This is a genomic window from Tepidimonas charontis (assembly GCF_007556685.1).
GTDB lineage: Bacteria > Pseudomonadota > Gammaproteobacteria > Burkholderiales > Burkholderiaceae_C > Tepidimonas > Tepidimonas charontis.
Window position 1 is genome coordinate 1 of sequence record NZ_VJON01000016.1, and the last position, 24,836, is coordinate 24,836.

General features: G+C 68.3%; 26 protein-coding genes. 18 read left to right on the forward strand and 8 right to left on the reverse strand.

Features of this window, described 5'->3' with window-relative positions; genetic code table 11:
• Positions 1-159 precede the first annotated feature (159 nt).
• On the forward strand, positions 160-1,479 hold the full coding sequence (gene serS / locus Tchar_RS06245; RefSeq protein ID WP_144328204.1) for a serine--tRNA ligase: 1,320 nt from the start codon (positions 160-162) through the stop codon (positions 1,477-1,479).
• Positions 1,480-1,510: 31 nt separating this feature from the next.
• On the opposite strand, the gene gloA is transcribed toward serS, so the two are convergent.
• Together gloA and Tchar_RS06255 are read right to left on the reverse strand one after the other, a co-directional pair.
• Positions 1,511-1,924: a lactoylglutathione lyase gene (gene gloA / locus Tchar_RS06250; protein ID WP_144328205.1), complete on the reverse strand. Its 414-nt coding sequence runs from the start codon at positions 1,922-1,924 to the stop codon at positions 1,511-1,513.
• Positions 1,925-1,948: 24 nt separating this feature from the next.
• Positions 1,949-3,661, reverse strand: coding sequence for a DEAD/DEAH box helicase (locus tag Tchar_RS06255; RefSeq protein WP_144328206.1), 1,713 nt, complete (start codon positions 3,659-3,661; stop codon positions 1,949-1,951).
• Positions 3,662-3,976: 315 nt separating this feature from the next.
• On the opposite strand from Tchar_RS06255, the gene ettA reads away from it, so the two are divergent.
• The 3 genes from ettA to Tchar_RS06270 are packed head-to-tail and all read left to right on the forward strand — an operon-like array spanning position 3,977 to position 7,024.
• Positions 3,977-5,641 (forward strand): energy-dependent translational throttle protein EttA, encoded by a 1,665-nt coding sequence (ettA, locus tag Tchar_RS06260; RefSeq protein WP_144328207.1) that lies wholly within the window; start codon positions 3,977-3,979, stop codon positions 5,639-5,641.
• 2 nt (positions 5,642-5,643) lie between these two features.
• On the forward strand, positions 5,644-6,240 hold the full coding sequence (locus Tchar_RS06265) for a DUF1415 domain-containing protein (protein WP_144328208.1): 597 nt from the start codon (positions 5,644-5,646) through the stop codon (positions 6,238-6,240).
• Positions 6,241-6,295: 55 nt separating this feature from the next.
• Complete coding sequence (locus tag Tchar_RS06270) at positions 6,296-7,024, forward strand: helix-turn-helix domain-containing protein (protein WP_144328249.1); 729 nt, start codon at positions 6,296-6,298, stop codon at positions 7,022-7,024.
• Here the strand turns inward: Tchar_RS06270 and Tchar_RS06275 are convergent.
• Positions 6,958-7,449 carry a YqaA family protein gene (locus tag Tchar_RS06275; RefSeq protein ID WP_144328209.1) on the reverse strand — a complete coding sequence of 164 codons (492 nt, stop codon included), beginning with the start codon at positions 7,447-7,449 and terminating at the stop codon, positions 6,958-6,960. The genes Tchar_RS06270 and Tchar_RS06275 overlap by 67 nt on opposite strands.
• Positions 7,450-7,705: 256 nt before the next feature.
• Here Tchar_RS06275 and dusB point away from each other — a divergent pair, with 256 nt between their 5' ends.
• From dusB to purH, 3 genes are read left to right on the forward strand one after another with little or no spacing between them, the layout of a single operon-like run.
• Complete coding sequence (gene dusB / locus Tchar_RS06280) at positions 7,706-8,719, forward strand: tRNA dihydrouridine synthase DusB (protein WP_144328210.1); 1,014 nt, start codon at positions 7,706-7,708, stop codon at positions 8,717-8,719.
• Positions 8,716-8,955 (forward strand): helix-turn-helix domain-containing protein, encoded by a 240-nt coding sequence (locus tag Tchar_RS06285; RefSeq protein ID WP_144328211.1) that lies wholly within the window; start codon positions 8,716-8,718, stop codon positions 8,953-8,955. The genes dusB and Tchar_RS06285 overlap by 4 nt, the downstream gene beginning before the upstream one ends.
• Positions 8,956-9,002: 47 nt before the next feature.
• The gene (gene purH, locus Tchar_RS06290; protein WP_144328212.1) at positions 9,003-10,589 is read left to right on the forward strand and encodes a bifunctional phosphoribosylaminoimidazolecarboxamide formyltransferase/IMP cyclohydrolase; all 1,587 of its coding nucleotides are present in this window, start codon (positions 9,003-9,005) and stop codon (positions 10,587-10,589) included.
• A 5-nt stretch (positions 10,590-10,594) separates the two neighbouring features.
• Here the strand turns inward: purH and Tchar_RS06295 are convergent, their stop codons facing one another.
• Entirely contained in the window at positions 10,595-11,386 is a 792-nt protein-coding gene (locus Tchar_RS06295; RefSeq protein WP_144328213.1) for an SAM-dependent methyltransferase, read from the reverse strand.
• Positions 11,383-12,000, reverse strand: a complete 618-nt coding sequence (locus tag Tchar_RS06300) for a Maf family nucleotide pyrophosphatase (protein WP_144328214.1) — start codon at positions 11,998-12,000, stop codon at positions 11,383-11,385. Before Tchar_RS06300 ends, Tchar_RS06295 begins: the two co-directional genes overlap by 4 nt.
• Before the next feature lie 287 nt (positions 12,001-12,287).
• Between Tchar_RS06300 and Tchar_RS06305 the strand changes: the two genes are divergently transcribed.
• The 5 genes from Tchar_RS06305 to Tchar_RS06325 all read left to right on the forward strand — a co-directional run bounded on the left by Tchar_RS06305 (position 12,288) and on the right by Tchar_RS06325 (position 17,715).
• Entirely contained in the window at positions 12,288-12,695 is a 408-nt protein-coding gene (locus Tchar_RS06305; protein ID WP_144328215.1) for a Rieske (2Fe-2S) protein, read from the forward strand.
• Positions 12,696-12,716: 21 nt separating this feature from the next.
• Positions 12,717-13,805: a S49 family peptidase gene (locus Tchar_RS06310; RefSeq protein ID WP_144328216.1), complete on the forward strand. Its 1,089-nt coding sequence runs from the start codon at positions 12,717-12,719 to the stop codon at positions 13,803-13,805.
• The gene (locus Tchar_RS06315) at positions 13,805-15,019 is read left to right on the forward strand and encodes an FAD-dependent monooxygenase (protein ID WP_144328217.1); all 1,215 of its coding nucleotides are present in this window, start codon (positions 13,805-13,807) and stop codon (positions 15,017-15,019) included. The genes Tchar_RS06310 and Tchar_RS06315 overlap by 1 nt, the downstream gene beginning before the upstream one ends.
• 135 nt (positions 15,020-15,154) lie before the next feature.
• Positions 15,155-16,777 (forward strand): thymidine phosphorylase family protein, encoded by a 1,623-nt coding sequence (locus Tchar_RS06320; RefSeq protein ID WP_144328218.1) that lies wholly within the window; start codon positions 15,155-15,157, stop codon positions 16,775-16,777.
• 2 nt (positions 16,778-16,779) lie between these two features.
• Positions 16,780-17,715 carry a ribose-phosphate diphosphokinase gene (locus Tchar_RS06325; RefSeq protein WP_144328219.1) on the forward strand — a complete coding sequence of 312 codons (936 nt, stop codon included), beginning with the start codon at positions 16,780-16,782 and terminating at the stop codon, positions 17,713-17,715.
• Between the two features lie 40 nt (positions 17,716-17,755).
• Here the strand turns inward: Tchar_RS06325 and Tchar_RS06330 are convergent, their stop codons facing one another.
• Positions 17,756-19,249, reverse strand: a complete 1,494-nt coding sequence (locus tag Tchar_RS06330) for a potassium/proton antiporter (protein ID WP_144328220.1) — start codon at positions 19,247-19,249, stop codon at positions 17,756-17,758.
• Positions 19,250-19,278: 29 nt separating this feature from the next.
• On the opposite strand from Tchar_RS06330, the gene msrA reads away from it, so the two are divergent.
• A complete protein-coding gene (gene msrA, locus Tchar_RS06335; protein WP_144328221.1) occupies positions 19,279-19,830 on the forward strand; it encodes a peptide-methionine (S)-S-oxide reductase MsrA in 552 nt (183 codons plus the stop codon).
• A 37-nt stretch (positions 19,831-19,867) separates the two neighbouring features.
• The gene (locus Tchar_RS06340; RefSeq protein ID WP_144328222.1) at positions 19,868-20,851 is read left to right on the forward strand and encodes an AEC family transporter; all 984 of its coding nucleotides are present in this window, start codon (positions 19,868-19,870) and stop codon (positions 20,849-20,851) included.
• A gap of 200 nt (positions 20,852-21,051) precedes the next feature.
• Here the strand turns inward: Tchar_RS06340 and Tchar_RS06345 are convergent, their stop codons facing one another.
• Positions 21,052-21,534: a TM2 domain-containing protein gene (locus Tchar_RS06345; protein ID WP_144328223.1), complete on the reverse strand. Its 483-nt coding sequence runs from the start codon at positions 21,532-21,534 to the stop codon at positions 21,052-21,054.
• 59 nt (positions 21,535-21,593) lie between these two features.
• Entirely contained in the window at positions 21,594-22,136 is a 543-nt protein-coding gene (locus Tchar_RS06350; protein ID WP_236640304.1) for a GNAT family N-acetyltransferase, read from the reverse strand.
• A 164-nt stretch (positions 22,137-22,300) separates the two neighbouring features.
• Between Tchar_RS06350 and rpsP the strand changes: the two genes are divergently transcribed.
• From rpsP to rplS, 4 genes are all read left to right on the forward strand, one after another.
• Positions 22,301-22,570 (forward strand): 30S ribosomal protein S16, encoded by a 270-nt coding sequence (rpsP, locus tag Tchar_RS06355; RefSeq protein ID WP_144328224.1) that lies wholly within the window; start codon positions 22,301-22,303, stop codon positions 22,568-22,570.
• Positions 22,571-22,583: 13 nt separating this feature from the next.
• Complete coding sequence (rimM, locus tag Tchar_RS06360; RefSeq protein WP_144328225.1) at positions 22,584-23,174, forward strand: ribosome maturation factor RimM; 591 nt, start codon at positions 22,584-22,586, stop codon at positions 23,172-23,174.
• Positions 23,175-23,205: 31 nt separating this feature from the next.
• Positions 23,206-24,030: a tRNA (guanosine(37)-N1)-methyltransferase TrmD gene (gene trmD, locus Tchar_RS06365; protein ID WP_144328226.1), complete on the forward strand. Its 825-nt coding sequence runs from the start codon at positions 23,206-23,208 to the stop codon at positions 24,028-24,030.
• A 220-nt stretch (positions 24,031-24,250) separates the two neighbouring features.
• The gene (gene rplS / locus Tchar_RS06370; protein WP_144328227.1) at positions 24,251-24,607 is read left to right on the forward strand and encodes a 50S ribosomal protein L19; all 357 of its coding nucleotides are present in this window, start codon (positions 24,251-24,253) and stop codon (positions 24,605-24,607) included.
• Positions 24,608-24,836: the final 229 nt, after the last annotated feature.

The following is a 24,836-nucleotide window of genomic DNA, read 5'->3' on the forward strand; positions in this document are numbered from 1 at the left end:
GAGGCCCACGAAAGGGGCTTCTGGAGCGGAAAATAACTCAAAATCTGCCCCTGATCCCGTCATGTGAAACAAAGTCTACCATCACCGCGTCCTCTGGAACGAATAGGCTGGGTTGTGCAGAGGTTTCTTAGCGCAGCCCCCGCCTACAATTGCGCCACCATGCTCGATATCGCTTTGTTGCGCCGCGACCTCGACGCCGTCGTCGCGCGGCTGTCTACCCGTAAGAATCCCCAACCGTTTTTGGATGTGGCGGCCTTCACCGCGTTGGAAGGCGAGCGCAAATCGCTGCAGGTGCGCACCGAGGAACTGCAGGCCCGCCGCAACGCCCTGTCCAAGCAGATCGGCCAGCTCAAGGCCAAGGGTGAGCACGACGCCGCCCAGGCGGTGATGACCGAGGTGGCGCAGCTCAAGGGCGAGCTGGAAATCTGTGCCCAGCGGCTGGAGCAGATTCAGACCGAGTTGCACGCCTTGCTACTGGCGGTGCCCAACCTGCCGCAGCCCGAGGTGCCGGTGGGCCCCGACGAAAGCGGCAATGTGGAGTTGCGCCGCTGGAGCCCGCAGGGCGGTCTGGGTGGCGACCCGGCACCCTTGCCGTTCGCGCCGCGCGACCACGTGGCGCTGGGCGAGCGCCTAGGCTTGGATTTCGAGACCGCCGCCAAGCTCAGCGGGGCGCGGTTTGCCGTGCTGCGCGGGCCGCTGGCGCGCCTGCACCGGGCGTTGGCGCAGTTCATGCTGGACGTGCAAACCACCGAGCACGGCTACACCGAGTGTTACACGCCCTACATCGTCAATGCCGAGACGCTGCGCGGCACGGGCCAGCTACCCAAGTTCGAAGCCGACCTGTTCGCGGCCAAAAAGGGCGGTGCCGAGGGCGACGAGGCGGCGCTGTATCTGATCCCCACCAGCGAGGTGACACTGACCAACTTCGTGCGCGACGCCATCGTGGCCGAGGCCGAGCTGCCAATCAAGTTGACGGCGCATACACCGTGCTTCCGCTCCGAGGCGGGGGCGGCGGGGCGCGATACGCGCGGGCTGATTCGCCAGCACCAGTTCGACAAGGTGGAGATGGTGCAAATCGTGCACCCGCAGCGCAGCCACGCGGCGCTGGAGGAGATGACTGGCCACGCCGAGGCCATTTTGCAAAAGCTTGGGCTGCCGTACCGCGTGGTGTTGCTGTGCACCGGCGACATGGGGTTTGGCGCGGCGCGCACGCACGACCTGGAGGTGTGGCTGCCGGCGCAGGGCACCTATCGTGAGATCAGCTCGGTGAGCAACTGTGGCGACTTTCAGGCGCGCCGACTGCAGGCGCGCTTTCGCAACGCGCAGGGCAAGCCGGAGCTGGTGCACACGCTCAATGGCTCGGGCTTGGCGGTGGGGCGCACGCTGGTGGCGGTGCTGGAAAACTACCAAAACGCCGACGGCACCATCACGGTGCCGCCAGTGCTGCGTCCGTATTTGGGCGGCGCCGAGGTGTTGTGACAGCCCGTCCGCCCGCCTGCCGGCGGGCGCCTCAGCGCAGGCCTGCGCCCGGCGCGTCGAAGTCGCGCTGGATCAGTTCGATCTTGTAGCCGTCGGGGTCGGTGACGAACGCGATGACCGTGGTGCCGCCTTTGACCGGGCCCGGTTCGCGGGTGATGGTGCCCCCCGCGGCGCGGATGCGCTCACACGTCGCGTAAACGTCCGGCACACCGATGGCGATGTGGCCGTAAGCGGTGCCCAGTTCGTAGGACTCGACGCCCCAGTTGTAGGTGAGCTCGATTTCTGCTTGTCCGGGGTTGCCGCCGTCGTAGCCCAGAAAGGCCAGCGAGTATTTGTACTCCGGATTGTCGGAGGTGCGCAGCAGCTGCATGCCCAGCACCCGGGTGTAGAAATCGATGGAGCGTTGCAGGTTGCCCACGCGCAGCATGGTGTGCAGGATACGCATCGCGGTCTCTCCAGGATGAGCCGGTTATTGAATACGGCCAAAGCTGGTGCGCAGCGGGTCGATGCCGCCGCCGCTCTTGCCCGGGCGGTTTTTGTTGCGACTGCGCCGCCCACGGTCGTTGAGGGCATCGATGCCGGTGCGCAGCGGATCGGGTTGCCGCGCCGGTGCGGGCCCCTGCGCCTTGCGTGGCCCTGGCATCTGGCCTGAGCGCCCGTCGCGGGGAGCGCGGTTGGCACCATCGGGGCGCGCAGTGGCCGTGGCGTCGGGCGCGCCGGCCGCCTTGTTTTTGTTGCGGCGACGCCGGTTGCGGTTGCGCCGTCCTTCGGGGTCGATGCGATTGCGGCTTTCCATGCCGTCGGCAGCGGGTGCCGAGGGTGAGGCGTCGGATTCGGCGCCCGCGTCGCCGGACGCGGCGTGGGCTGCCGGCGCCGCCGGGCGCGCCGCTTCGCCTGCCTTGCGCGCATGCATGCGCTCTTGCAGCTCGCGCCGTGCTGCGCGCGCAGCCGCTGCCATCACTTCACGCGTTGGCGGCTTGCCGGCGCCGCCCCACAGCACCTGCCGGCCCATGGCGATCGGTTCGGCCTTTTCGTCCGGGCCGGGCATGAACTCCGGCAGCGCTTCTACCGGAATCTGCTGGCCCGTGAAGCGCTCGATGGCCATCATCCAGCCTTCTTCGTCGAGGCTGACGAAGCTGAGCGCCTCACCTTGCGCGCCGGCGCGACCGGTGCGGCCGATGCGGTGCACGTAGTCTTCGGCGATGTTGGGGATGTCGTAGTTGATGACGTGCGGCAGGTCTTCGATGTCAATGCCGCGCGCGGCGATGTCGGTGGCCACCAGCACGCGCAGCTGTCCGCTCTTGAAGCCGTCCAGCGCCTGGGTGCGCGCCGTCTGGCTTTTGTTGCCGTGCAGGGCCATGGCACTGATGCCGTGTTCGTTGAGGAATTGCGCCACTTGGTTGGCCCCGAACTTGGTGCGCGTGAACACCAACACCTGGTTCCAGCCGTGGGTGTCGAGCAGGTGTTTGAGCAGGGCCATCTTGCGGTCGCGCGCCACCGGGTAGATGACCTGGCGGATGCGCTGCACCGTGGTGTTGGGCGGGGTGACCTGGATGTGCAGCGGGTCGCGCAGCAGCCCCGCGGCCAATTCCTTGATCTCGTCGCTGAAAGTGGCCGAAAACAGCAGGCTTTGTTTGTTGGCGGGCAGCAGCGCCAGCACCTTGCGCACGTCGTGGATGAAGCCCATGTCGAGCATGCGGTCGGCCTCATCCAGCACCAGGATTTCCACCGTGCCCAGGTTGACGTGGCCTTGGTCGGCCAAGTCGAGCAGCCGTCCGGGGGTGGCCACCAGGATATCCACCCCTTTGGCCAGCTTGTCGATCTGCGGTTTCAGTCCCACGCCGCCGAACACCACGGCGGACTTGAGCTTGAGGTGTTTGCCGTAGGCCTTGACCGATTCCTCGACTTGGGCGGCGAGCTCGCGCGTCGGCGCCAGCACCAAGGCGCGCACCGGGCGGAAGACGCCGCGCTTGGGTGGCTCACCGCGCATGGCCAGCAGCTGCAGCATGGGCAGCGTGAAGGCGGCCGTTTTACCGGTACCGGTTTGGGCGCCGGCCAATACGTCGCGGCCGGCCAGGACGGCTGGGATGGCTTCGGCCTGGATGGGGGTGGGCGTCTCGTAGCCCTGTTCGCGCACGGCCTCCACGAGGGCCGGCAGCAATTGGAGATCTTCGAATGTCATGTGTTTGGGATCGGGCGCCCATGCCGGGGCGCACGGCATCGGCCCATGTCACCGATGCGGCGCTCGAGCCAGTGGTGACTCAGCACGCGGGTGACTCAGTCCAGGGCAGATGAGGTCTGGAAAATGGGCAGCGGCCGCCGGGTGCGAGAGAAACGTTGATAGCACCTGCGTGAGCCCGCGTGCCCGGGCTTCATGCCAACCGGGACGCGACTGCTGGGCCCGGTTGGCGCCAATTGTCGCATAACTGCGATAATTCGGCGCAGCGCCGGGCCCAGAGCCCGGCCCCTTTTTTGTCGAACTGTTGTTTTTTCGAGTATGGCGCAGTACGTTTTTACGATGAACCGGGTCTCCAAGACCGTGCCGCCCAAGCGGCAGATCTTGAAAGACATCTCGCTGAGCTTCTTTCCTGGCGCCAAGATCGGCGTGCTCGGCCTCAACGGCGCGGGCAAGTCCACTCTGCTCAAAATCATGGCAGGGGTGGACAAAGATTTCGAGGGCGAGGCGGTGCCGATGCCCGGTATCAAAATCGGTTACCTGCCGCAGGAGCCGCAGCTCGACCCCGACAAAACCGTGCGCGAGACGGTGGAGGAGGGCATCGGCGGCGCGCTGGCGGCCAAGAAGCGGCTGGAGGAGGTGTATGCGGCCTACGCAGAGCCCGATGCCGACTTCGACGCGCTGGCCGCCGAGCAGGCCGAGCTGGAGGCCATCATCGCCGCTGCGGGCAGTGAAAACACCGACTTGCAGCTGGAACTGGCCGCCGACGCCCTGAACCTGCCGCCGTGGGATGCGGTGATCCGGCACCTCTCAGGTGGCGAAAAACGCCGCGTGGCCTTGTGCCGTCTGCTGCTGTCCAAGCCCGACATGTTGCTGCTGGACGAGCCGACCAACCACCTGGATGCCGAGAGTGTGCACTGGCTGGAGCAGTTTTTGCAGCGCTTCCCCGGTACGGTGGTGGCCATCACCCACGACCGCTACTTCCTGGACAACGCGGCCGAGTGGATTTTGGAGCTGGACCGCGGCATGGGCATCCCGTACAAGGGCAACTACTCCCAGTGGCTGGAGCAGAAGGAGCGCCGCCTGGAGCAGGAGCAAAAGGCCGAGGACGCGCGCCGCAAGGCCATGAAGGAGGAGCTCAAGTGGGTGCGCTCCAACGCCAAGGGGCGCCAGGCCAAGAGCAAGGCGCGGCTGCAGCGCTTCGAGGAGCTGTGCGACGTCGAATACCAAAAGCGCAACGAGACCAACGAAATCTTCATCCCGGTGGCCGACCGCCTGGGCTCGCAGGTCATCGAGTTTCGCCACGTCAGCAAGGGGTTCGGTGACCGCTTGCTGATCGACGACCTGAGCTTTTCCGTGCCGGCGGGGGCCATCGTTGGCATCATCGGCCCCAACGGCGCCGGCAAATCGACCCTGTTTCGCATGATCCAGGGCGTGGAGAAGCCCGACCGCGGCGAGATCATCATCGGCCAGACCGCCAAGCTGGCCTTCGTCGATCAGAGCCGCGACTGCCTGGACCCGAACAAGACGGTGTGGGAAGAGGTCTCGGGCGGCCTGGACAACATCACGGTGGGCAAGTTTGTCATGCCCAGCCGCGCCTACCTGGGCCGCTTCAACTTCAAGGGCAACGACCAGCAAAAGCGCGTCGGCGACCTCTCCGGCGGCGAGCGCGGTCGCCTGCATCTGGCCAAGACCCTGGCCAAAGGCGGCAATGTGCTGCTGCTGGACGAACCCTCCAACGACCTGGACGTGGAGACCCTGCGCGCGCTGGAAGAAGCGCTGCTGGAGTTCGCGGGCAGCGCGCTGGTCATCAGCCACGACCGCTGGTTTCTGGATCGCATCTGCACCCACATCCTGGCCTACGAAGGCGACAGCCAGTGGTATTTCTTCGACGGCAACTTCACCGAGTACGAGGCCGACAAGGTGCGCCGGCTCGGCGAAGAAGGTGCGCGCCCGAAGCGCGTGCGCTTCAAGTCGTTGGCCTGAGCATGACCGCGCCGCCTGCCTTGTCCACACCCGTGTCCCCACCGCCCACGGTGGCTGAAGTCGAAGCCGCGATGCGGCGCTGGATCGAGCGCGCCGTCATCGGGCTGAACCTGTGCCCGTACGCCAAGGCGGCGTGGGTCAAACGGCAGGTGCGCATCGCGGTGAGCCAGGCGCGCCACCTGGATGGCTTTTTGGACGATTTGGATGCCGAACTGCTGCGCCTGCGCGACACCCCAGCCGACCAACTGGACACCACGCTGCTGGTGCACCCGACCTTGTTTGCCGACTTCTTCGTCTTCAACGACTTTTTGGACGTCGTCGATCGGGTCATCGAAGAGCATGGCCTGGAGGGTGTGATCCAGGTCGCGCCGTTTCATCCGGATTTCGTCTTCGAGGGCAGCGCGCCCGACGACATCGCCAACGCCACCAACCGCGCGCCTTACCCGACGCTGCATTTGTTGCGTGAGGACAGCGTGGCGCGCGCCGTCGACGAGGGCGAGCCAGCCGAGCTCATCGTCGAGCGCAATATCCGCACCCTGCGCCAGCTCGGCGCCGACGGGTGGCGCCGGCTGCTGGCCGGCGACGGGCCATCGCCGTGAGCGCGTGCACAATGCTACATTTCACGCCAAAATGGCGAGAATGAAAAAGGTGAGCATGTCCAACCCGTTGACGCCCAGCAGCGATGCGTACTACACCACGTTGGAGGTGGCGCGCATGCTGGGCATGGCGGTGCGTTCGGTGCAACTGATGGTGGACCGCGGCGAGCTGCAAGCGTGGAAGACGCCGGGCGGGCACCGGCGCATCACCGCCGAGTCGCTGCAGCGCTGGCTGGCGCACAGCCGGGCGGGCCTGGTGCCGCCGGCGGCGCAGCGCGTGGCGCGTCCGCGTCGCAGTTCCGCACGCTCGCCACGGCCGCCGCGCATCCTGCTCATCGAGGACTCGTCGCACTTTCAGCACCTGGTGCAGCTGCTGGTGCGGCAGCGCTTTCCGCGTGCCGAGCTGCACGTGGCGCCCGACGGCATCACCGGGCTGGTGTCGTTCGGCCAGTTGCAGCCGGACTTGCTGATCGTGGATATTCTGCTGCCCGGGATCGACGGCGCCTCGATGTTGCTCGGGCTGCGCCGCCACGAACTGTGTGGCAGCTGCGGCTTGATCGTGGTGACGGCTCTGGACGAGCAGGCACGCCGCGATTGCGCCCATGCGCTGCAGGGGGTGCCGGTGGTGCACAAGTCGGAGCTGGTGCGCGCGCTGCCGCCGCTGATCGCCGCCGCGCTGGCCGAGCGCGGGTTTGAGGGCGCACCGGTGCCCGATGGCGCTCAGCCCAGCCAGGACGACCAGTCACCGGGCAGCAACCACAGCAGCGCCGCCGTCATCAACACGTAGCGGGCGAATTTGCCGATCGCCATGTAAAACAGGCAAGGCAGCAGCGGAAATTTCAGCCAGCCCGCCACAGCGCACAGCGGGTCGCCCACCGCGGGCAGCCAGCTCAGCAGACAGGCCTTGGGGCCGAAGCGCTCGAGCCAGTCCAGCGCGCGCAGGTGGGTCGGGGAGCCGCGGGCGCGGTCGATGGCGGCGTGGGCGCCATAGCCCATGGCCCAGCTCACGGCGCCGCCCAGGGTGTTGCCCACGGTGGCCACCAGTACCGTCGGCCAAAACAAATCGGGGTTGAGCTTGACCAGCGCGAACACCGCCGGCTCCGATCCCATCGGCAGCAGGGTGGCGGAAACGAAGGCCACCACGAACACCGTCGTCAGCCCCACCTCGGGCAGACTGAGGGTGTGCAGGAGTGACGAGAGCCAGACATCCATGGGGTTGCGTGAGAACCGTCGCCCAGACCGGGCACGGGCACCTGTCGGGTGCGCGCGCCCGGTCTGGGAGTTGTCGCAACGTGCGGGAAACGACGCTGCCGAGTATAGGGGTAGGGCATGACGGCGCGCGGCAGCGCGTGGTCCCGCAGTCGGTCGCCATCGCGGGCAGCGGGGATACAATCGTGCCTGTTTTTTCGGCAAGTCGCTGCATGCGCGGCGCCGCCCCGCTGTGCAACCCCCGCATCGTCCCTCTTCCATGTCTGGCGGTCTGGCCATTGGCCCCCACGTGCTGCTAAACCGGCTATTCGTCGCCCCGATGGCGGGTGTGACCGACCGGCCGTTTCGGCGTCTGTGCAAACGCCTGGGTGCGGGCTACGCGGTCAGTGAAATGATCACCTCGCGCCCGGAGCTGCGCGACAGCCTGAAAACGGCCCGCCGCGTGAACCACGACGGCGAGCCGGGGCCGATCGCGGTGCAGATCGCCGGCACCGACCCGGCCATGATGGCCGAGGCGGCGCGCTACAACATCGACCGCAGTGCGCAAATCATCGACATCAACATGGGCTGCCCGGCCAAGAAGGTGTGCAACAAATGGGCCGGCTCGGCGTTGATGCAAGACGAGCCGCTGGCCGCCGCCATCATCGAAGCGGTGGTGGCGGCGTGCGAGCCGCACGGTGTGCCGGTGACCTTGAAGATGCGCACCGGCTGGAGCGCCCGGGCCAAGAATGCCCCGGTGCTGGCGCGGGTGGCCGAAAGCGCTGGCGTGCGCTTGCTCACCATCCATGGCCGCACGCGCGAGCAGGGCTACCGCGGCCAGGCCGAGCACGAGACCGTGGCGGCCATCAAGGCCAGTGTGCGCATTCCGGTAGTGGCCAACGGCGACATCGACAGTCCCGAGGCCGCCGCACACGTGCTGCGCACCACCGGGGTGGATGCGGTGATGGTCGGGCGCGCGGCGCAGGGCCGGCCGTGGCTGTTTCGCGACATCGCGCACTATCTGCAAACCGGACGGCACGCGCCGCCGCCGACGCCGGCCGAGCTGCGACTGTGGTTGCGCGAGCATCTGAGCGACCACTACGCGCTGTACGGCGAATTCAGCGGCGTGCGCAGCGCGCGCAAGCACCTGCTTTGGTATTTGCGGGCGCTGCCAGGCAGCGAGGCGGCGCGTCAGCGCTTGCGCGACACGGTCATCGCAGCCGAAACCTGCGCTGCCCAGTTGCGCGCCGTGGACGCCTATTTCGACCAACTCGACCTGCCCTTGGCCGCATGAACCCACCTGCCTTGCCCGACTGCGTACGCGCCAACCTCGAGGCCTACTTCGCCGACCTGGGCGATACCGAGCCCGCCAACCTGCACGACATGCTGATGTGCGCGGTGGAAAAGCCACTGCTGGAGGTGGTGATGGCGCGCGCGCGCGGCAACCAGTCGCGCGCCGCCCAGTGGCTGGGCCTGAATCGCAACACGCTGCGCAAAAAGCTCCTGGAGCACGGTTTGCTCGACGCGTGATGCGTCACCCTGGATTTCCTGCCACTTTTTTCGAGGATGAACCCCCCATGAGAGCCCTGATATCCGTCTCCGACAAGACCGGCGTGCTGGAGCTGGCGCGCGCGCTGCATGCGCTGGGTGTGGCGCTGATTTCCACCGGCGGCACGGCGCGCCTGCTGGCCGACGCCGGCTTGCCGGTGGCCGAGGTGGCCGAGGTCACCGGGTTTCCGGAGATGCTCGACGGCCGCGTCAAGACGCTGCATCCCAAGATCCACGGTGGTCTGCTGGCACGCCGCGACCGGCCCGAGCACATGGCGGCCTTGCAGCAGCACGGCATCGCCCCCATCGACCTGCTGGTGGTCAATCTGTATCCATTCGAGGCCACGGTGGCGCGTGCCGACTGTACCCTGGCCGACGCGATCGAAAATATCGACATCGGCGGGCCGGCGATGGTGCGCTCCGCAGCCAAAAACTGGCGCGACGTGGCGGTGCTGACCGACCCCGCCCAGTACGCGCCGGTATTGGCCGAATTGCGTGACAGCGGCCGCTTGAGCGACACCACCCGCCTGCGACTGGCGGTGGCGGCGTTCAACCGCATTGCCCAATACGACGCGGCCATCAGTCAGTATCTGTCGGCCATCGATCTGTCGGCTGGGGCACCCGCCGTCGATGCGCCACCGCCGCGCCACCCCTTCCCAGGGCAGTTCAACGCCTGCTGGACCAAGGTGCAAGACCTGCGCTACGGCGAAAACCCGCACCAGCAGGCGGCGTTCTACCGCGATCCCGAGGCGCCGGCGGGCGCGCTGGCCACCGCCCAGCAGCTGCAGGGCAAGGAACTGTCCTACAACAACATTGCCGATGCCGACGCTGCCTGGGAGTGCGTCAAGAGCTTCGAGGCCCCGGCCTGCGTCATCATCAAACACGCCAATCCCTGCGGCGTAGCGGTGGGCGAGGGGCCCTTGCAGGCCTATCGCAAGGCGTTTCAGACCGATCCGACCAGCGCCTTTGGCGGCATCATCGCCTTCAACCGCAGCGTCGATGGCGAGACGGCGCAGGCGGTGGCCCAGCAGTTCGTCGAAGTGCTGATCGCGCCCGACTTCACGCCCGAGGCCTTGGCCGTCTTCAAGACCAAGGCCAATGTGCGCTTGCTGCGCATCGCACTGCCGGCCGACGCGGCCGCCACGCGCAACGCCTGGCACCTGCAGCGCGTCGGCGGTGGCGTGCTGGTGCAGACCACCGACGTCCACGTCTTGCGCGCGAGCGACCTGAAAGTGGTCACCAAGCGCCAACCCACGCCCGAGCAACTGCAGGACCTGCTCTTTGCCTGGACGGTGGCGCAGTACGTCAAGAGCAACGCCATCGTCTTTTGCAAGGACGGCATGACGATGGGCGTGGGCGCGGGCCAGATGAGTCGGCTCGACTCGGCGCGCATCGCCAGCATCAAGGCGCAGGCGGCGGGGCTCAGTCTGCAGGGCACGGCGGTGGCCAGCGATGCATTTTTCCCGTTCCGCGATGGGCTGGACGTGGTGGTGGACGCGGGGGCGACCTGCATCATCCAGCCCGGGGGGTCGGTGCGCGACCAGGAAGTCATCGACGCCGCCAACGAGCGCGGCGTGGCGATGGTCTTCACCGGCGTGCGCCACTTCCGCCATTGAGGCCTTCAGCGCCCGAACACGAAGACCGCCGGCAGCGCCAGCGGCAGGGTGGGCGCGTGGCGGCGCCAGTCGGCCACGCGCGCACTGTGCACCACCTGCTGCGGCAGCGTCAGGCCGCAGCACACCGCCAACCGGGTGGTGGGCTGCAGGGTGGCCAGCAGTGCCTGCAGCAAGGCGGCGTTGCGATAAGGGGTTTCGATGCACAGCTGCGTCTGTCCGCTGCGCAACGCATGCGCTTCGAGCTGACGCAAGCGCTGGCTGCGCGCCGCCGGTTCGTGCGGCAGGTAGCCGACGAACGCGAATTGCTGGCCGTCCATGCCGCTGGCGGCCAGCGCCAGCGCCAGTGACATCGGCCCCGGCAATGGCACCACGCGCAGCCCCAGGTCGTGCGCGGCGCGCACCACCGCGGCGCCGGGGTCGGCGATGGCGGGCATGCCGGCCTCGCTCACCAGGCCGATATCGTGGCCGTCTTGCGCTGGCGCCAACCAGCGCCGCGCCTGTGTGGCGGCGTCAGCGTGGGTCAGGTCACCGTGTTTGTGCCAGGCGCGCGGCAGCTCGACGATGGACTGTGCCGGCAGCGGCGCGGCCAAAGGCTGGTGCTGCCCCACGCGTTTCAGAAAGGCGCGGGCGCTGCGCGCATTCTCGGCAATCCAGTGCGTCAAGCGTGCCGCCGTCTGCAGCGTCAGGGCGGGCAGACTCGCGTCCAACGGGGTCTGGGCGGCGTCGTCACAGCCGAAATCCAGTGGGGTCGGCACCAGATAAAGGGTACCGGTGGCGCGGGTGGCGGCAGCGGTCATGGCAACGCCACCCCGGCGGCACGCAGCAAGCGCGCGGTGCGGATCAGCGGCAATCCGATCAGGGCGGTGGGGTCGTCGCTGACGATGGCCTCCAGCAGCGCGATGCCCAGCCCTTCGCTCTTGGCGCTGCCGGCGCAATCGTAGGGACGTTCGGCCCGCAGGTAGCGTTCGATTTCCTCGTCGCTCAGGGTGCGAAAGCGCACCTGCACGGCAGCAGCCTCTTGTGCGGCGTAGCCGCGCGCGTGGCACACCACGGCCACCGCCGTGTGAAAAACCACGGTGCGTCCGCGCATGGCTTGCAATTGCGCCACCGCGCGCTCGTGTGTGCCGGGTTTGCCCAGCGCCGTGCCGTCCAGATCGGCCACCTGGTCGCTACCGATGACCAGGGCGTGCGGGTGCAGCCGCGCCACGGCGTCGGCCTTGGCGCGGGCCAGGCGCAGCGCCAGTGCCGCCGGCGCTTCGCCCGGGTGCGGGGTTTCATCGACCTGTGGCGCGCAGATGTCGAATGGCAGACGAAGGCGCTGCAGCAGCTCGCGCCGGTAGGGTGAGGTGGAGGCCAGCACGATGCGCGCGGCAGGCGCATCGGCGGGCAGGGGCGAGGCGGGGGTAATCATAAGCCGCTATTGTCGGCTCAGCCGTCCCCACGCCCGCAACCGAGCCCGCACCGAAGCCCACCCCCATACCCGGTATCGCCCCCCCTAGGCGGGGCCGTTGCGGGCGCCCGATGGGGGCGCGCGGCAGCGGCGAGTGGTTACCGTACAGCTGGGCCGCAACGCGCGCCACGGCGCACGGCCATGGCCGCACGGGGGCGAATGGCCGCATGGGGGTCGTAGCCGGACACCGTGTGGGGCGGTTGGGTGTGGCTACGCTGGCTTGGCGGCAAACGCGCTATGCTTATCATATGGTCGCCACGCCCCACAAAGCCGATGGTCCCGATGGGCACGACGAGGCTTGGCATGTGTTGTGCCGCAGCAGCGATTTGAGCGATGGTGGCGACGCCGTGTCGTTCGACGTGCGCTACCGCGGCGTAGCCTGCCGGGCGTTTGCCATCCGGTTCCATGGCCAGGTGTACGCCTATCTGAATCGTTGCAGTCACGTGGCGCTGGAGCTGGACTGGATGCCAAACCGCTTTTTCGACGTGACCGGGCAGTGGCTCGTCTGCGCGGCGCATGGCGCCTTGTTCGACCCGCGCAGTGGGCGCTGTGTCGGCGGGCCCGGCCGTGGTCCGTTGGTGACGATCGGCGTGCGCGAGGACGGCGGCGTGGTGTGGTGGCGGTCACAAGTCGATGTGCAACCCCTGTTGTTTTGATACGTTTTCCGATATCTGATCATGACCGCACCCGTTCCGTCCCCCTCTCCCGAGTCGGGCCACACCACGGCTGACACCTCCGCGGTGCCGGCGGCGTCAGGCCCGGCGACGGTGGGCGCGCCCGCACCCGGCGCGGCTGCAGGCGCTCAGCCCGCTGGGCACGGTTCGGCACCGAGCGCGCAGCCGGGCTGGGAACGACAGCTCTTGGAGCGGCTGGCGCTGGCGGCGCTCGATGAGCAGCGCGCGGCGCGTCGCTGGCGGCTGTTTTGGCGCTTCGTTTGGTTGGCGTTTGCGACCATGGTGGCAGTGGTGTTGCTGCGCGACGTCGCGCCGGCCACCCCCGCGCATACGCCGCACACCGCGCTCATCGAAGTGCGCGGCCCCATCGGGGCTGACCAAGAGGCTAATGCGGCACAAGTGATGGCCGCCTTACGGGAGGCGTTTGCCGAGCCACAAGCCAAGGCCGTGGTGCTGCTGATCGACTCCCCGGGCGGCAGCCCGGTGCAGGCCGGCCTCATCAACGACGAGATCTGGCGTCTGAAGGACCAGTACGACAAACCGGTGTATGCGGTGGTGGAGGAGACCTGCGCCTCGGCGGCCTATTATGTGGCGGCGGCGGCCGACCGCATTTATGTGGACAAAGCCAGTCTGGTGGGCAGCATCGGCGTGCTGATGGATGGGTTTGGTTTTACCGGACTGATGGACAAGCTCGGCGTGGAGCGTCGCTTGCTGACGGCGGGGGAGAACAAAGGCTTTCTGGACCCGTTTAGCCCGCAGACCGAACGCCACCGCGCGCACGCGCAGCGTATGCTCGACGAGATCCATAGGCAGTTCATCGCCGTGGTACGCAAGGGGCGCGGCGAGCGCCTGAAAGAGGACGCCGAGACCTTCAGCGGCCTGGTGTGGACCGGTGAGCGTGCGGTACAGATCGGCCTGGCCGATGGGCTGGGCAGCGTCGATGCGGTGGCGCGCGACGTGGTGCAGGCCGAAGACATCGTCGATTACACCCAGCGTGAAAGCGTGGCTGAACGGCTGGCGCGCCGCATTGGCTCCGGTGCGGCGCAGGGGCTGTGGCAGGCAGCGCGGGCGGCCGCGCCGGCGTGGCGGTGATGAGCACACCGCACGCCCTCATCGTCGGTGGCGGTATTGGTGGATTGGGCGCGGCGCTGGCTTGCACCCGCGCCCAGCCTGCCCTGCACGTGACGCTGCTGGAGCGCGCCCCGGCGTTTTCCGAGGTGGGGGCCGGCATCCAGCTCGGCCCCAACGCGGTGCGTGTACTGCACGACTGGGGCTTGCGGCCAGCGCTGCAGGACTGCGCCGCGTGGCCACGGCAGCTGCGTGTGCGCGACGCCGGTGATGGAGCGGTGCTGGGGACACTGGCGCTGGCCGGGCGGGCCGAAGCGCGCTACGGCCAACCCTACGCCACGATCCACCGCGCCGATCTGCACGGGCTGCTGCTGCACGCACTGCGGGGGCGAGCGACGGTGACCCTGCACACCGCAACGGAAGTGCTGGCCCATCAGGAAGAGGCCGACGGCGTGACCGTACAAGCCCAGCAGGGGCCGCAGTGGCGTGGCGACGTGTTGCTGGCTGCCGATGGCGTGTGGAGCCGCACGCGCCAGCGCCTGCTGGGCGACGGCGCTGTCGTGTACTGTGGACATCTGGCCTACCGCGGTTTGGTGCCGATGGCCGATGTGCCTGCGCCGCTGCGTTTGCCCGAGGTCGTGGTCTGGTTGGGGCCACGCATGCATGCCGTGCACTACCCCGTGCGGGCGGGGGCGTGGCTGAACGTGGTGATCTTCGTCGAAGGGCCATTGCCCGGCGACGCGGCGCCATCGTGGGATCATGCCGCCCATGCGGTGGCCCTGCGGCAGGCGCTGGGCGCCGTACCTGCCGACTTGGCTGCGCTGGTGGAGGCGGTGCCGGCGTGGCGCCTGTGGCCGTTGTTCGTGCGCGAACCCATGGCGGGCCCGCGCGAGCAGGCGGTCGGGCGTGTGGCCTTGCTGGGAGACGCCGCACACCCCACGCGGCCGTATTTGGCGCAGGGCGCGGCCATGGCGCTGGAGGACGCCTGGGCCCTGGGGCGGCTGCTGCAGGCTGCCGGCACGCCCAGGCCCGATTGGCCGGCGCTACTGCAGCGCTGGGCGGCGCAGCGGTGGGCGCGCAATGCGCGCGTGCAGGCGCGCTCGCGCCGCAACGGTGTGGTGTTCCATGCCAGCGGCGTCCTGCGCTGGGCGCGCAACCGCGCGCTGGCCGTGGGCGGCCCATATCTACTCGACCAGCCGTGGCTGTACGCCGGCCCGCCGGATCCGCTGGCGCATTGAGCGCCGGCAGACCCGCGGGGCAGCATCGCGCTTGGCCCCCGCCAACCATCGGGCTACCATTGACGCCGGGGGGGCGTTGGATATTTTGCCGCTGGCGTGCGCGCGTACCCCCCCGACCCCTACCGAGGCAAAACCATGTCCCCTGTTGCCGACACCCCGGATTCCGCGGTATCCCTCAAGCTTTCCCCATGTCCCCCGGTGCCGCCGGCGGACGATGGCCGGGTGCCGCTGAAGCTGCGGCGGGTGGCCATCGACACCTATCGCGAAAACGTCGCCTACTTGCACCGCGACTGCGAAATCTACCGTGCCGAAGGTTTTCAGGCCCTGTCCAAGGTCGAGGTGCGGGCCAACGGGCGCCGCGTGTTGGCCACGCTCAACGTCACGCTCGACCCGCGTATCGTCAAATGCGACGAGATCGGGCTGTCGATCGACGCCTTCGATCAGATGGGGGTGCCGCCTGGACATCCCGCCACCATCGCGCAGGCCGAGCCGGCGGCCTCGATGGCCGCGCTGCACCGCAAGATCAGTGGCGAGCGCCTGGGACGCGACGAATTTCACGCCATCGTGCGAGACATCGCCGAGCGCCGCTATTCCAAAATCGAGCTGTCGGCGTTCGTCGTCGCCACGCAGGCGGGCGAGCTCGATCGTGAGGAAGTCTACTTCCTGACCGAAGCCATGATCGAGGCTGGCCAGCGGCTGGACTGGCGCGAGCGGCTGGTGGTGGACAAGCATTGCATCGGCGGCATTCCGGGCAACCGCACCTCGATGTTGGTGGTGCCGATCGTGGCGGCGCATGGCTTGGTCTGTCCCAAGACCTCATCGCGCGCCATCACCTCGCCCGCTGGTACCGCCGACACCATGGAGGTGCTGGCCGAGGTTGAGCTGCCCATCGGGCGGCTGCAAGAGATCGTGCGCGAGCACCGCGGCTGTCTGGCGTGGGGCGGCACCGCACATTTGTCGCCGGCCGATGACGTGCTCATCGCCGTCGAGCGTCCACTGTCGCTCGACTCACCCAGCCAGATGGTGGCCTCCATCCTGAGCAAAAAAGTGGCGGCGGGCTCCAACCACATCGTGCTCGACATCCCGGTCGGGCCCACCGCCAAGGTCCGCTCGATGCCCGAGGCGCAGCGCCTGCGCCGCCTGTTCGAATACGTCGCGCGCCGTCTGGGCATCTCGGTCGATGTCGTCATCACCGATGGGCGTCAGCCGATTGGCCAAGGCATTGGCCCGGTGCTGGAGGCGCGCGATGTGATGCGGGTGCTGCAGAATCACCCGCTGGCGCCGGTTGACTTGCGCCAGAAAGCGTTGCGGTTGGCCGGGCGCCTGCTCGAGTGCGATCCCGACATCCGCGGCGGCGATGGCTACGGGGTGGCGCGCGACATCCTGGACTCCGGGCGTGCGCTGGACAAAATGATGGCCTTGATCGCCGCTCAAGGCGCGCATCCGTTCGACCCCGAGCGTCCACCGCTGGCACGGCTGAGTTTCGAGGTCACGGCCGCGCGCGATGGGGTCGTGACCGCCATCGACAACGTGCAAATCGCGCGCATCGCCCGCTTGGCCGGCGCGCCGAAGGTGGCCGGCGCGGGGGTGGACTTGGCGCGCAAGCTGGGCGAGCCGGTGCGCGCTGGCGAAGCGCTGTATCGTGTGTACGCCGAATATCCCGCCGATCGCGAATTTGCCTGGGAAGCGAGCCAACGTCACAGCGGCTATCGGATCGGCGAACCCGACGAGCTGCCGCATTTGTTCGTGGAATTTTGACCATGCCAGTGCTGCTGTGTTGCGATGACGAGACCGCGCCGGCCCAGCGGTTGTTGGCGGCCCTGCAGGCGCTGCCACCGGCGCCGGCCGCAGCGGCCGCCGACGAGCCTTGGACCTTGGCGGTGATCGAGCGCCACCGGTTTCCGGACGGCGAATGGCGCTTGCGCCTGCCGGCTCGGCTGCCGCCGGTCGTCGCGCTCTACCGCAGTCTGCATCAGCCCAACGAAAAGCTGGTGGAGCTGCTGCTGGCGGCTCCGGCCGCGCGCGAGCTGGGCGCCCGGCGCCTGTGGCTGGTGGCGCCCTACCTGCCCTATATGCGGCAGGACACGGCCTTCACCCCCGGCGAAGTGGTTAGCCAGCGCCACGTGGGGCGGTGGCTGGCCGCGACGTTCGACGGGCTGATCACGGTCGACCCCCACCTGCACCGCGTGGCGACGTTGGCCGAGGCGGTGCCGCTGGCGGACGCGCAAGCCCTCAGCGCGGCACCGTTGCTGGCGCAGGCCATCGCCGCGCGCCGCCCGGGGGCGCTGCTGCTCGGGCCCGACACGGAGTCCGCCCAGTGGGTCGAGCAGGCGGCCGCTGCGGTCGGGTTGCCGACGGCCGTCTGTCGCAAGGTCCGGCGCGGCGACCACGACGTGCGCGTCGAGCTGCCCGCGCTGGACATGCGTGGGCGCGCCGTGGTCATCCTGGACGACATGGCCAGCACGGGCCGCACGGTGGCGCAGGCCGCCAGAGCGGTGCGCGCTGTGGGCGCAGCATCGGTGGACGTGGCGGTGACGCACGCGCTGTTCATCGGCGACGCGCTGGCGGTACTGCAGGACAGCGGCGTCGGCCAGGTGTGGAGTACCGACAGCGTGCCGCATGCCAGCAACACGGTGGCGCTGGCGCCGCTGCTGGCCAATGCGCTGCAGCGGTCGGTGCAGCGTCTTCGGGCGTAGGCCCGCGCGGCCGTGGGTTGGTCTCGGGCGCGGCCAGGGCTCACGTTGGTTCGTCCATACCGCCTTCGATGCGAATCCCGATTCGCTCGATCACCCCCTCGCGCGTGCGGCGCACGCTCAACTTCGCCGGTCCCCAGCGCAGTTGGTCGCCTTCCACCGGCGGGCGTTGGCTGGTGCGATGAAACCACTCACCGACCGTGAGCGTGTCGTCGTCGATGGCGGGCCAGCCATAGAACGCGCACAACGCCGCCATGCGCGTGTCTGCGGTGACCTCGAAATCGCCAAAGACATGGCGCGCCGCAGCCGCGTCGTCGCGGCTTGGCAGTACCACACCGGCGCGTCGCGCGGCCCAGGGCAGGGTGGCGCCTTGCAGCAGCAGCGAAGTCAGCACCACGACAAAAGCAATGTCGAAAAAGGTGCGCGCACCGTCGATGCCAGCCATCACCGGAAACACAGCCAACACGATCGGTACCGCACCGCGCAGACCCACCCACGCGATGAACGCGATCTCGCGCGGTGGAAAGCGCAACGGCCGCAGACACAGCCAAACCGCCATCGGACGGGCCACTCCCATCAGGACGGCGGCCACTCCCAGCGCCGGCAGCAGCGAACGCAGCGCCTCGGACGGGGTGACCAGTAGCCCCAGGAGCAAAAACATGCCGGCCTGGGCCATCCAGGCGTAGCCGTCCATGGCCTGTAGCGCCGGGGCCACCGAACCGCGAGCGCGGTTGCCCACCACCAGACCAAAGATGTAAACGGCCAAAAAGCCGGAGCCGCCCATCCAGGTGGCCGAGGCAAACACCGCGAGTCCAGCCGACAGCAGCAACAGCGCCCGCACACCGCCGCCGGGTCGGGTCAGGCGCGCCAGCGCCCGCAGCCCGTCGGCCATCGCCCACCCCAGCCCGGCGCCCAAGGCCAAGCCCCAACCGAATTGCTGCACCAGCGCCAGCAGCGCCTGCCATCCCCAGTGGGCGGACATCGCCCCGGCGCTGCGCGCCAGCTCGATCAGCGCCAGCGTCAGAAAGACCGCCATGGGATCGTTCAGGCCCGACTCGACCTCCAGCGTCGAGGCCACGCGCTCATTGAGTCGCACCCCGGAGGTCTGCAGCAGAGAAAAGACGGCTGCCGCGTCGGTGGAGCCGACGATGGCGCCCAGCAAAAGCGCCAGCCGCCAGTCCAGGCCGAGCAACAACCACGCCCCCAGCCCGGTCAGCGCCGCGCTGACGGCAACCCCCACCGTGGCCAACAAAATCGAAGGGCGCAACCCTGTGCGAAACGTGGCGTAACGGGTGCGCAAACCGCCGTCGAGCAAGATCACCGCCAGCGCCACGTTACCCACCCAAAACGCCAGCCGAAAATCCGAAAACGCCACGCCCCCCGGACCGTCTTCACCGAGCAGCATGCCGGCGACCAAAAACACCAGCAGAAAAGAAAACCCCAGGCGCGCGGAAAACAGCCCGGCCACCAGGCTCACCAGCAGCAAAGCAGAGGCCGTCAACAGCGGCAGCGCCAAAAAATCCAGTAACACCGTCATGGTGACCCGACCGTAGCACAATTCGCGCCATGACGGTACGTGAATGGGCGCTTGGCGGAGGCTGTTTTTGGTGCACGGAGGCGGTGTTCGACCGCGTGCGCGGCGTGCTCGATGTCGAATCCGGTTACTGCAATGGGTGGGCCGAGCGCCCCAGCTATGAGGAGGTGTGCAGCGGTATGACCGGCTGCGTCGAAGTGGTGCGGCTGCGCTACGACCCGGCGGTGATCGACGAGCGCACACTGCTGACGATTTTTTTCGCCATCCACGACCCCACCACCCCCAACCGGCAAGGAGCCGACGTCGGCACGCAGTACCGCAGTGGCATTTATTGGACCGAGCCGCTGCAGGCACAAGCCGCGCGAGCGCTGATGGCCGAGCTGCAGACCGCAGGCGTCTTCGCCGCACCCATCGTCACCGAGGTGGAGCCGCTGCGCCACTACTGGCCGGCCGAGGACTACCACCAGGACTTTTTTGCGCGCCATCCCCACCATGGCTACTGTGTGGCCGTCGTCAATCCCAAAGTGGCCAAACTGCGCCAGCGCTTTGCCAGCTGGCTCAAGCCCGGGGCCGATGCGGCGTGAGACGCCTGCGCCGTGACGCGCCGCTACACTGCGGGGCGTGAGCATTGCCGACCATCCCGTCTTCCAAGCCCTGGTGCCCGTGTTTTTGCTCATCGGCACCGGGGTATTCGTGGGCAGGCGTGGCTGGGTGGGGCCAGGGGCCATCAAAGAGCTGTCGAACCTGGTGTTTCTGCTGCTCATCCCGGCGCTGTTGTTTCGCACCATGAGCCAAGTGCGGCTCGACAGCCTGGACTGGCGGCCCATCGCCGCCTACTTCAGTGCGGTGCTGCCCTGGTTCGGGGCGCAGGTGCTGTGGTACGGGTTCACCCCGCGCGGCATCGTCTTGGCCTTGGGGGGCACGTTTTCCAATCTGGTGATGATCGGCATCGCGCTCGTCGGCCTGGCCTATGGTCAAGCCGGGCTGGTGACGCTGCTGACCCTGATCGCAGTGCACGCGCTGATTTTGCTGACGGTGGCATCGGTGGCGTTGGAGCTGGCGGATGCGCGCCAGCGTGCGCTCGACCAGCCGCTGGATCGCCAGCGCCTGTGGCGCGCCAGCGTGGCGGCGATGCGGGCCTCGATCATTCACCCGATTCCGCTGCCCATCGCCTGTGGCTTGCTGTGGGGAGCGTCAGGGCTGGCGCTGCCCGCGGTGGTGGACCGCCCCCTGCACTTGTTGGGCCAGGCGTTTGGACCACTGGCCCTGGTGCTGGTGGGCATCAGCCTGGCGCACACCCCGCTGCGCGGCCGCTGGCGCGAGGCGCTGGGTGTGGCGTTGGCCAAAAATGTGGTGGTGCCGCTGCTGGTGGCCGCCTCGGCGTGGGCCTGGGGGCTGCGCGGCTTGCCGTTGACGGTGCTGGTGGTGGCTGCAGCCGTCCCCGTCGGCGCCAATGTCTTTTTGTTCGCGCAGCGCTATCGGGTCGCGCAAGCCGAAGTCACGGCCGCCACCGCCGTCTCCACCGCGCTCGCCTTGTTGACACTGAGCATCGTGATGCTGGCGATGGGCGCACCGTCAGACACCGCGCGGGCGATGGCACCCTAGCCACGCGGCCCGATGGTGGCCGCGTCACCGGACGCGCCCCAAGGCGCGTCCAAGCCCGCGTGTGCGTCACGGGTGCGCGGTCGGTCTGGCCATCGCCGCGCTCGGTCTGGGGGCGATCGTCCGGCGTGCGCCTGGCGTGCGGCAGTGCCGGCGGTCGCCGACGAGTCAGCGCGCAGCGGTGCGCAGCGCCTCCGGCGTCCTCATTGGCTGATGCGCAGACCTTCCTCGATCTGATATTCGAAGTACCGCTGAAAACCAAAGGCCAGCGACGCCATGAAGGCGGTGGCTCCCACCATCAGGGCCAGCACCACGGCCAGCACCGTCCACCAATGGGTGGCGCCGCTGGGCGCGTCCGGGGGCAGCATGGGGTTGTGGCGGGTGTTCCAGCGCTCGGCCGGCATCAACGCATAGACGATGGCCGCCAGGCAGGCGATCACCAGACTGAATCCCAGCAGCGGCAGCAGCACCCACGACAGCTTGTCGTCTTGGCCGAAGGTCAGTACCCGGTCCACCCCCCACAGTCCCAGGGCGGTCGGGATGGCGTGGGCCCAGCCCCAGGTATCAGACCAACCATACAGGTAAAAGCGGTGTCCACCCAGCGGGCCGGTCAGAAAGGCTAGCCAGGCCGCCACGGTTTTGTTGCGCGGGTGGCGTCGGATGGGGGTAAGAGAGTCGTTGGACATGATCGTCGGAGGGGCGAACGAATGGAAGAGGCGGGTGGCCGCCGGCGCGGTTGACGGCGTCAGGCGCACGGCGGCTCGGGTGGCGTGCGGTCGCCCCAGCCCAGGGTTTTTTCCATCAGCACGATGTCGAGCCAGCGTCCAAACTTCCAGCCACAGCTGCGCACCGTGCCCACGTGCTCGAAGCCCAGCGCCGTGTGCAGGCCGATCGAGCCGGCGTTGGCCGAGTCGCCGATGACGGCCATCACCTTGCGAATGCCGCGTTGCTCCAGTTGCACCAGCAGCTCGGCCAGTAGGGCGCGCCCCATGCCTTGCCCCAGCGCGTCGGGGGCGATGTAGATCGAGTCTTCGACCGAATAGCGGTAGGCTGGCCGCGGCTTGAACCAGTTGCCGTAGGCAAAACCGAGCACGCGCCCGGCGCGCTCGGCCACCAGCCAAGGCAAACCCTTGCGCAGCACATCGGCGCGCCGCGCCGCCATCTCGGTCTCGCTGGGCGGCTCGGTCTCGAAGGTGCCGGTGCCGTGCTGCACGTGGTGGCCATAGAGGGCGGTGATGGCCGGCAGGTCCTCGTCGCGGCTGGGTCGGATCAACAAAGTCGAGTTCACGTCGAATGGCTGTCGGTCGGTGGACGAACGCGCCCCACGCGGGGCGGCGCGACGGACGGCTGGGTATAATGGCCGGTTTGCAACGTTTTGCTGGCCGGGTGGCCAGTTGCCGTGTCTTGAGCGTTGCCATGACCGTCTCGTCGAACCATACGCAAGGATAAACCATGGTCGTCATCCGACTCGCCCGTGGCGGCTCCAAGGCCCGCCCGTTTTACCACATCGTCGTCGCCGACAAGCGTTGCCGGCGCGATGGCCGCTTCATCGAGCGCATCGGCTTTTACAACCCGATCGCGCGTGGCAACGACGTGCCGCTCAACATCGCGCACGACCGGCTCGCTTACTGGCTGGGCGTGGGCGCGCAGCCATCAGAGACCGTGCAGCGCCTCATCAAGCAGGCTCCGAAGCCAGTGGCGGCCGAGGCTGCTGCGGCCTGATGCGGCGCAGGCCATGACCGAGGCGCAGCCTTGGCGCGCCGCCGCGCTGCCGGCCGATGCGGTGGCCGTCGGTCATGTCCAGGACGCCTGGGGCGTGCGCGGCTGGCTGCGCATACACAGCCTCAGCGCCAGCGGCGACGCCCTGCGTCATGCGCGCCGCTGGTTCTTGACCCCTCCCGACCCATCGGCGCCACGTGCGCGTGCCTTCGATGCTTTCGCCACGCCAGTCGAAGTCAGCGTGACCCAGGCGCGCTGGCACGGTGACGTCTTGGTGGCGCAACTGGACGGCGTCGACGATCGCAACACCGCCGAACGCTTGCGCGGCGCCGGTATCCACATTGCCCGCGCCGATTTCCCGCCCACCAACGGCCCGGACGAGTACTATTGGGTCGATCTGATCGGGTTGGCAGTGGTCAACCGCCAGGGCGTGGCGTTGGGTGTGGTGGACGATCTGTTGTCCACCGGGCCGCACGCCGTGTTGTGTGTGCGCGATGACGCCGGAGGCGAGCCGTTGGAGCGCCTGATCCCCTTCGTGGGTGCCTATGTCGATGCGGTCGATCTGGTGGCGCGGCGCATCACGGTGGACTGGCAGCCCGACTATTGAGGCCGTCAGCCCGCACCCATGGCCTGCCGCCATGCGTTTCGACGTCATCACGCTGTTTCCCGAGCTCATCGAGCCGTATTTGCACACCGGCGTGACGCGGCGCGCGTTTGCCAGCGGCATCGTGCAGGTGTGCCTGTGGGCGCTGCGCGATTTTGCCGACGGGCACTACCGCCGCGTCGATGATCGGCCCTTTGGCGGCGGGCCCGGCATGGTGATGATGGCCGAGCCGCTGTACCGCTGCTGGCAAGCGGTGCGTGCCGACCGCGGCTTGCCGCCGGTGCGCGCAGCCGGTGCCGACGTGGATGTGCCGACGGTGTTGTTTTCGCCGGCCGGCACGGTGCTGTCGCATGCCGTGGTGACGCGTTGGGCGCAGCCCCAACGACCCGGTGCGATTTTGATCTGTGGCCGCTACGAAGGGGTCGATCAGCGCTTCATCGATGCCTGTGTCGATGAGGAGATCAGCCTGGGCGACTTCGTGTTATCGGGTGGTGAAATCGCGGCGGTGGCGTTGTTGGACGCGGTGGCGCGCCTGCAGCCCGGGGTGCTGGGCGACGCCGACAGCGCGACCCAGGACAGCTTTCACCCGGCACTGGATGGCTTGCTCGACTGTCCCCACTACACACGCCCCGAAGTCTGGCAGGGGCCGGCGGGGCCGGTGGATGTACCGGCGGTGCTACTATCCGGGCACCATGCGCACATCGCGGTCTGGCGGCGCCAGCAACGGCTGCTGGCCACCGCACGCCGGCGGCCTGAGTTGCTCGATCGCGCCTGGCAGGCTGGCCATGTGACGCCGGCGGAGCAGCGTTGGCTGCAAGAGGCGGCGCCGCACACGGTTGGGGGAGAGCCGCGGCGCTAAAAGCGGGTGTGTCGGCGATGCCGACCCCGCCCGCCGCGCGGCGGGTGGGTGGAGAACGGCGGTTGCCGCCTGGATGGCGGGCCGATCGCCGTCGTTTGATATAATGGAAAGCTTTGATCCTCTGTCCGGCTTCGGGGCTGGGTCGATGAGTCCTGGGCGGGGTGGTGCAAGGGCGTCACTTCGTGCGACGGTGCAGCGCGGACACGATCAGGGTGTCATCATGAATCTGATCCAAATCCTCGAGCAGGAAGAAATCGCTCGCCTCAACAAGCAGATTCCCGAGTTTGGGCCCGGCGATACGGTGGTCGTCAACGTCAACGTCATCGAAGGCAACAAGAAGCGCGTGCAGGCCTACGAGGGCGTGGTCATTGCCAAGCGCAACCGTGGCCTGAACTCCAGCTTCATCGTGCGCAAAATTTCCAACGGCGAAGGGGTGGAGCGCACCTTTGCGCTGTACAGCCCGCTGATCGCCAGCATCCAGGTCAAGCGCCGCGGTGACGTACGCCGTGCCAAGTTGTACTACCTGCGTGGCCGCACCGGCAAAGCGGCGCGCATCAAGGAAAAACTGGGCGCGTAAAGTCGGGGTGGCGGCCGGCGCGCTTGGCGCGCGGCGGCGTGGCGATCGTGCGTGCGGTTGGCTGGCCAGGGCGCAGTGGCGCGCGACGCCTGGTTGGCGTGGGGCGATGCGTCAGTGCAGGTGGCGAGTCGTCACCTGTGGCCCATGTGTGGTTGTCGCTTCCAAGCCAGGTCATCGCTTCGTTTGCCCTCCGCTGCGGCTGCGCCCTGCCGTGCGTGCGGGGCCTGCG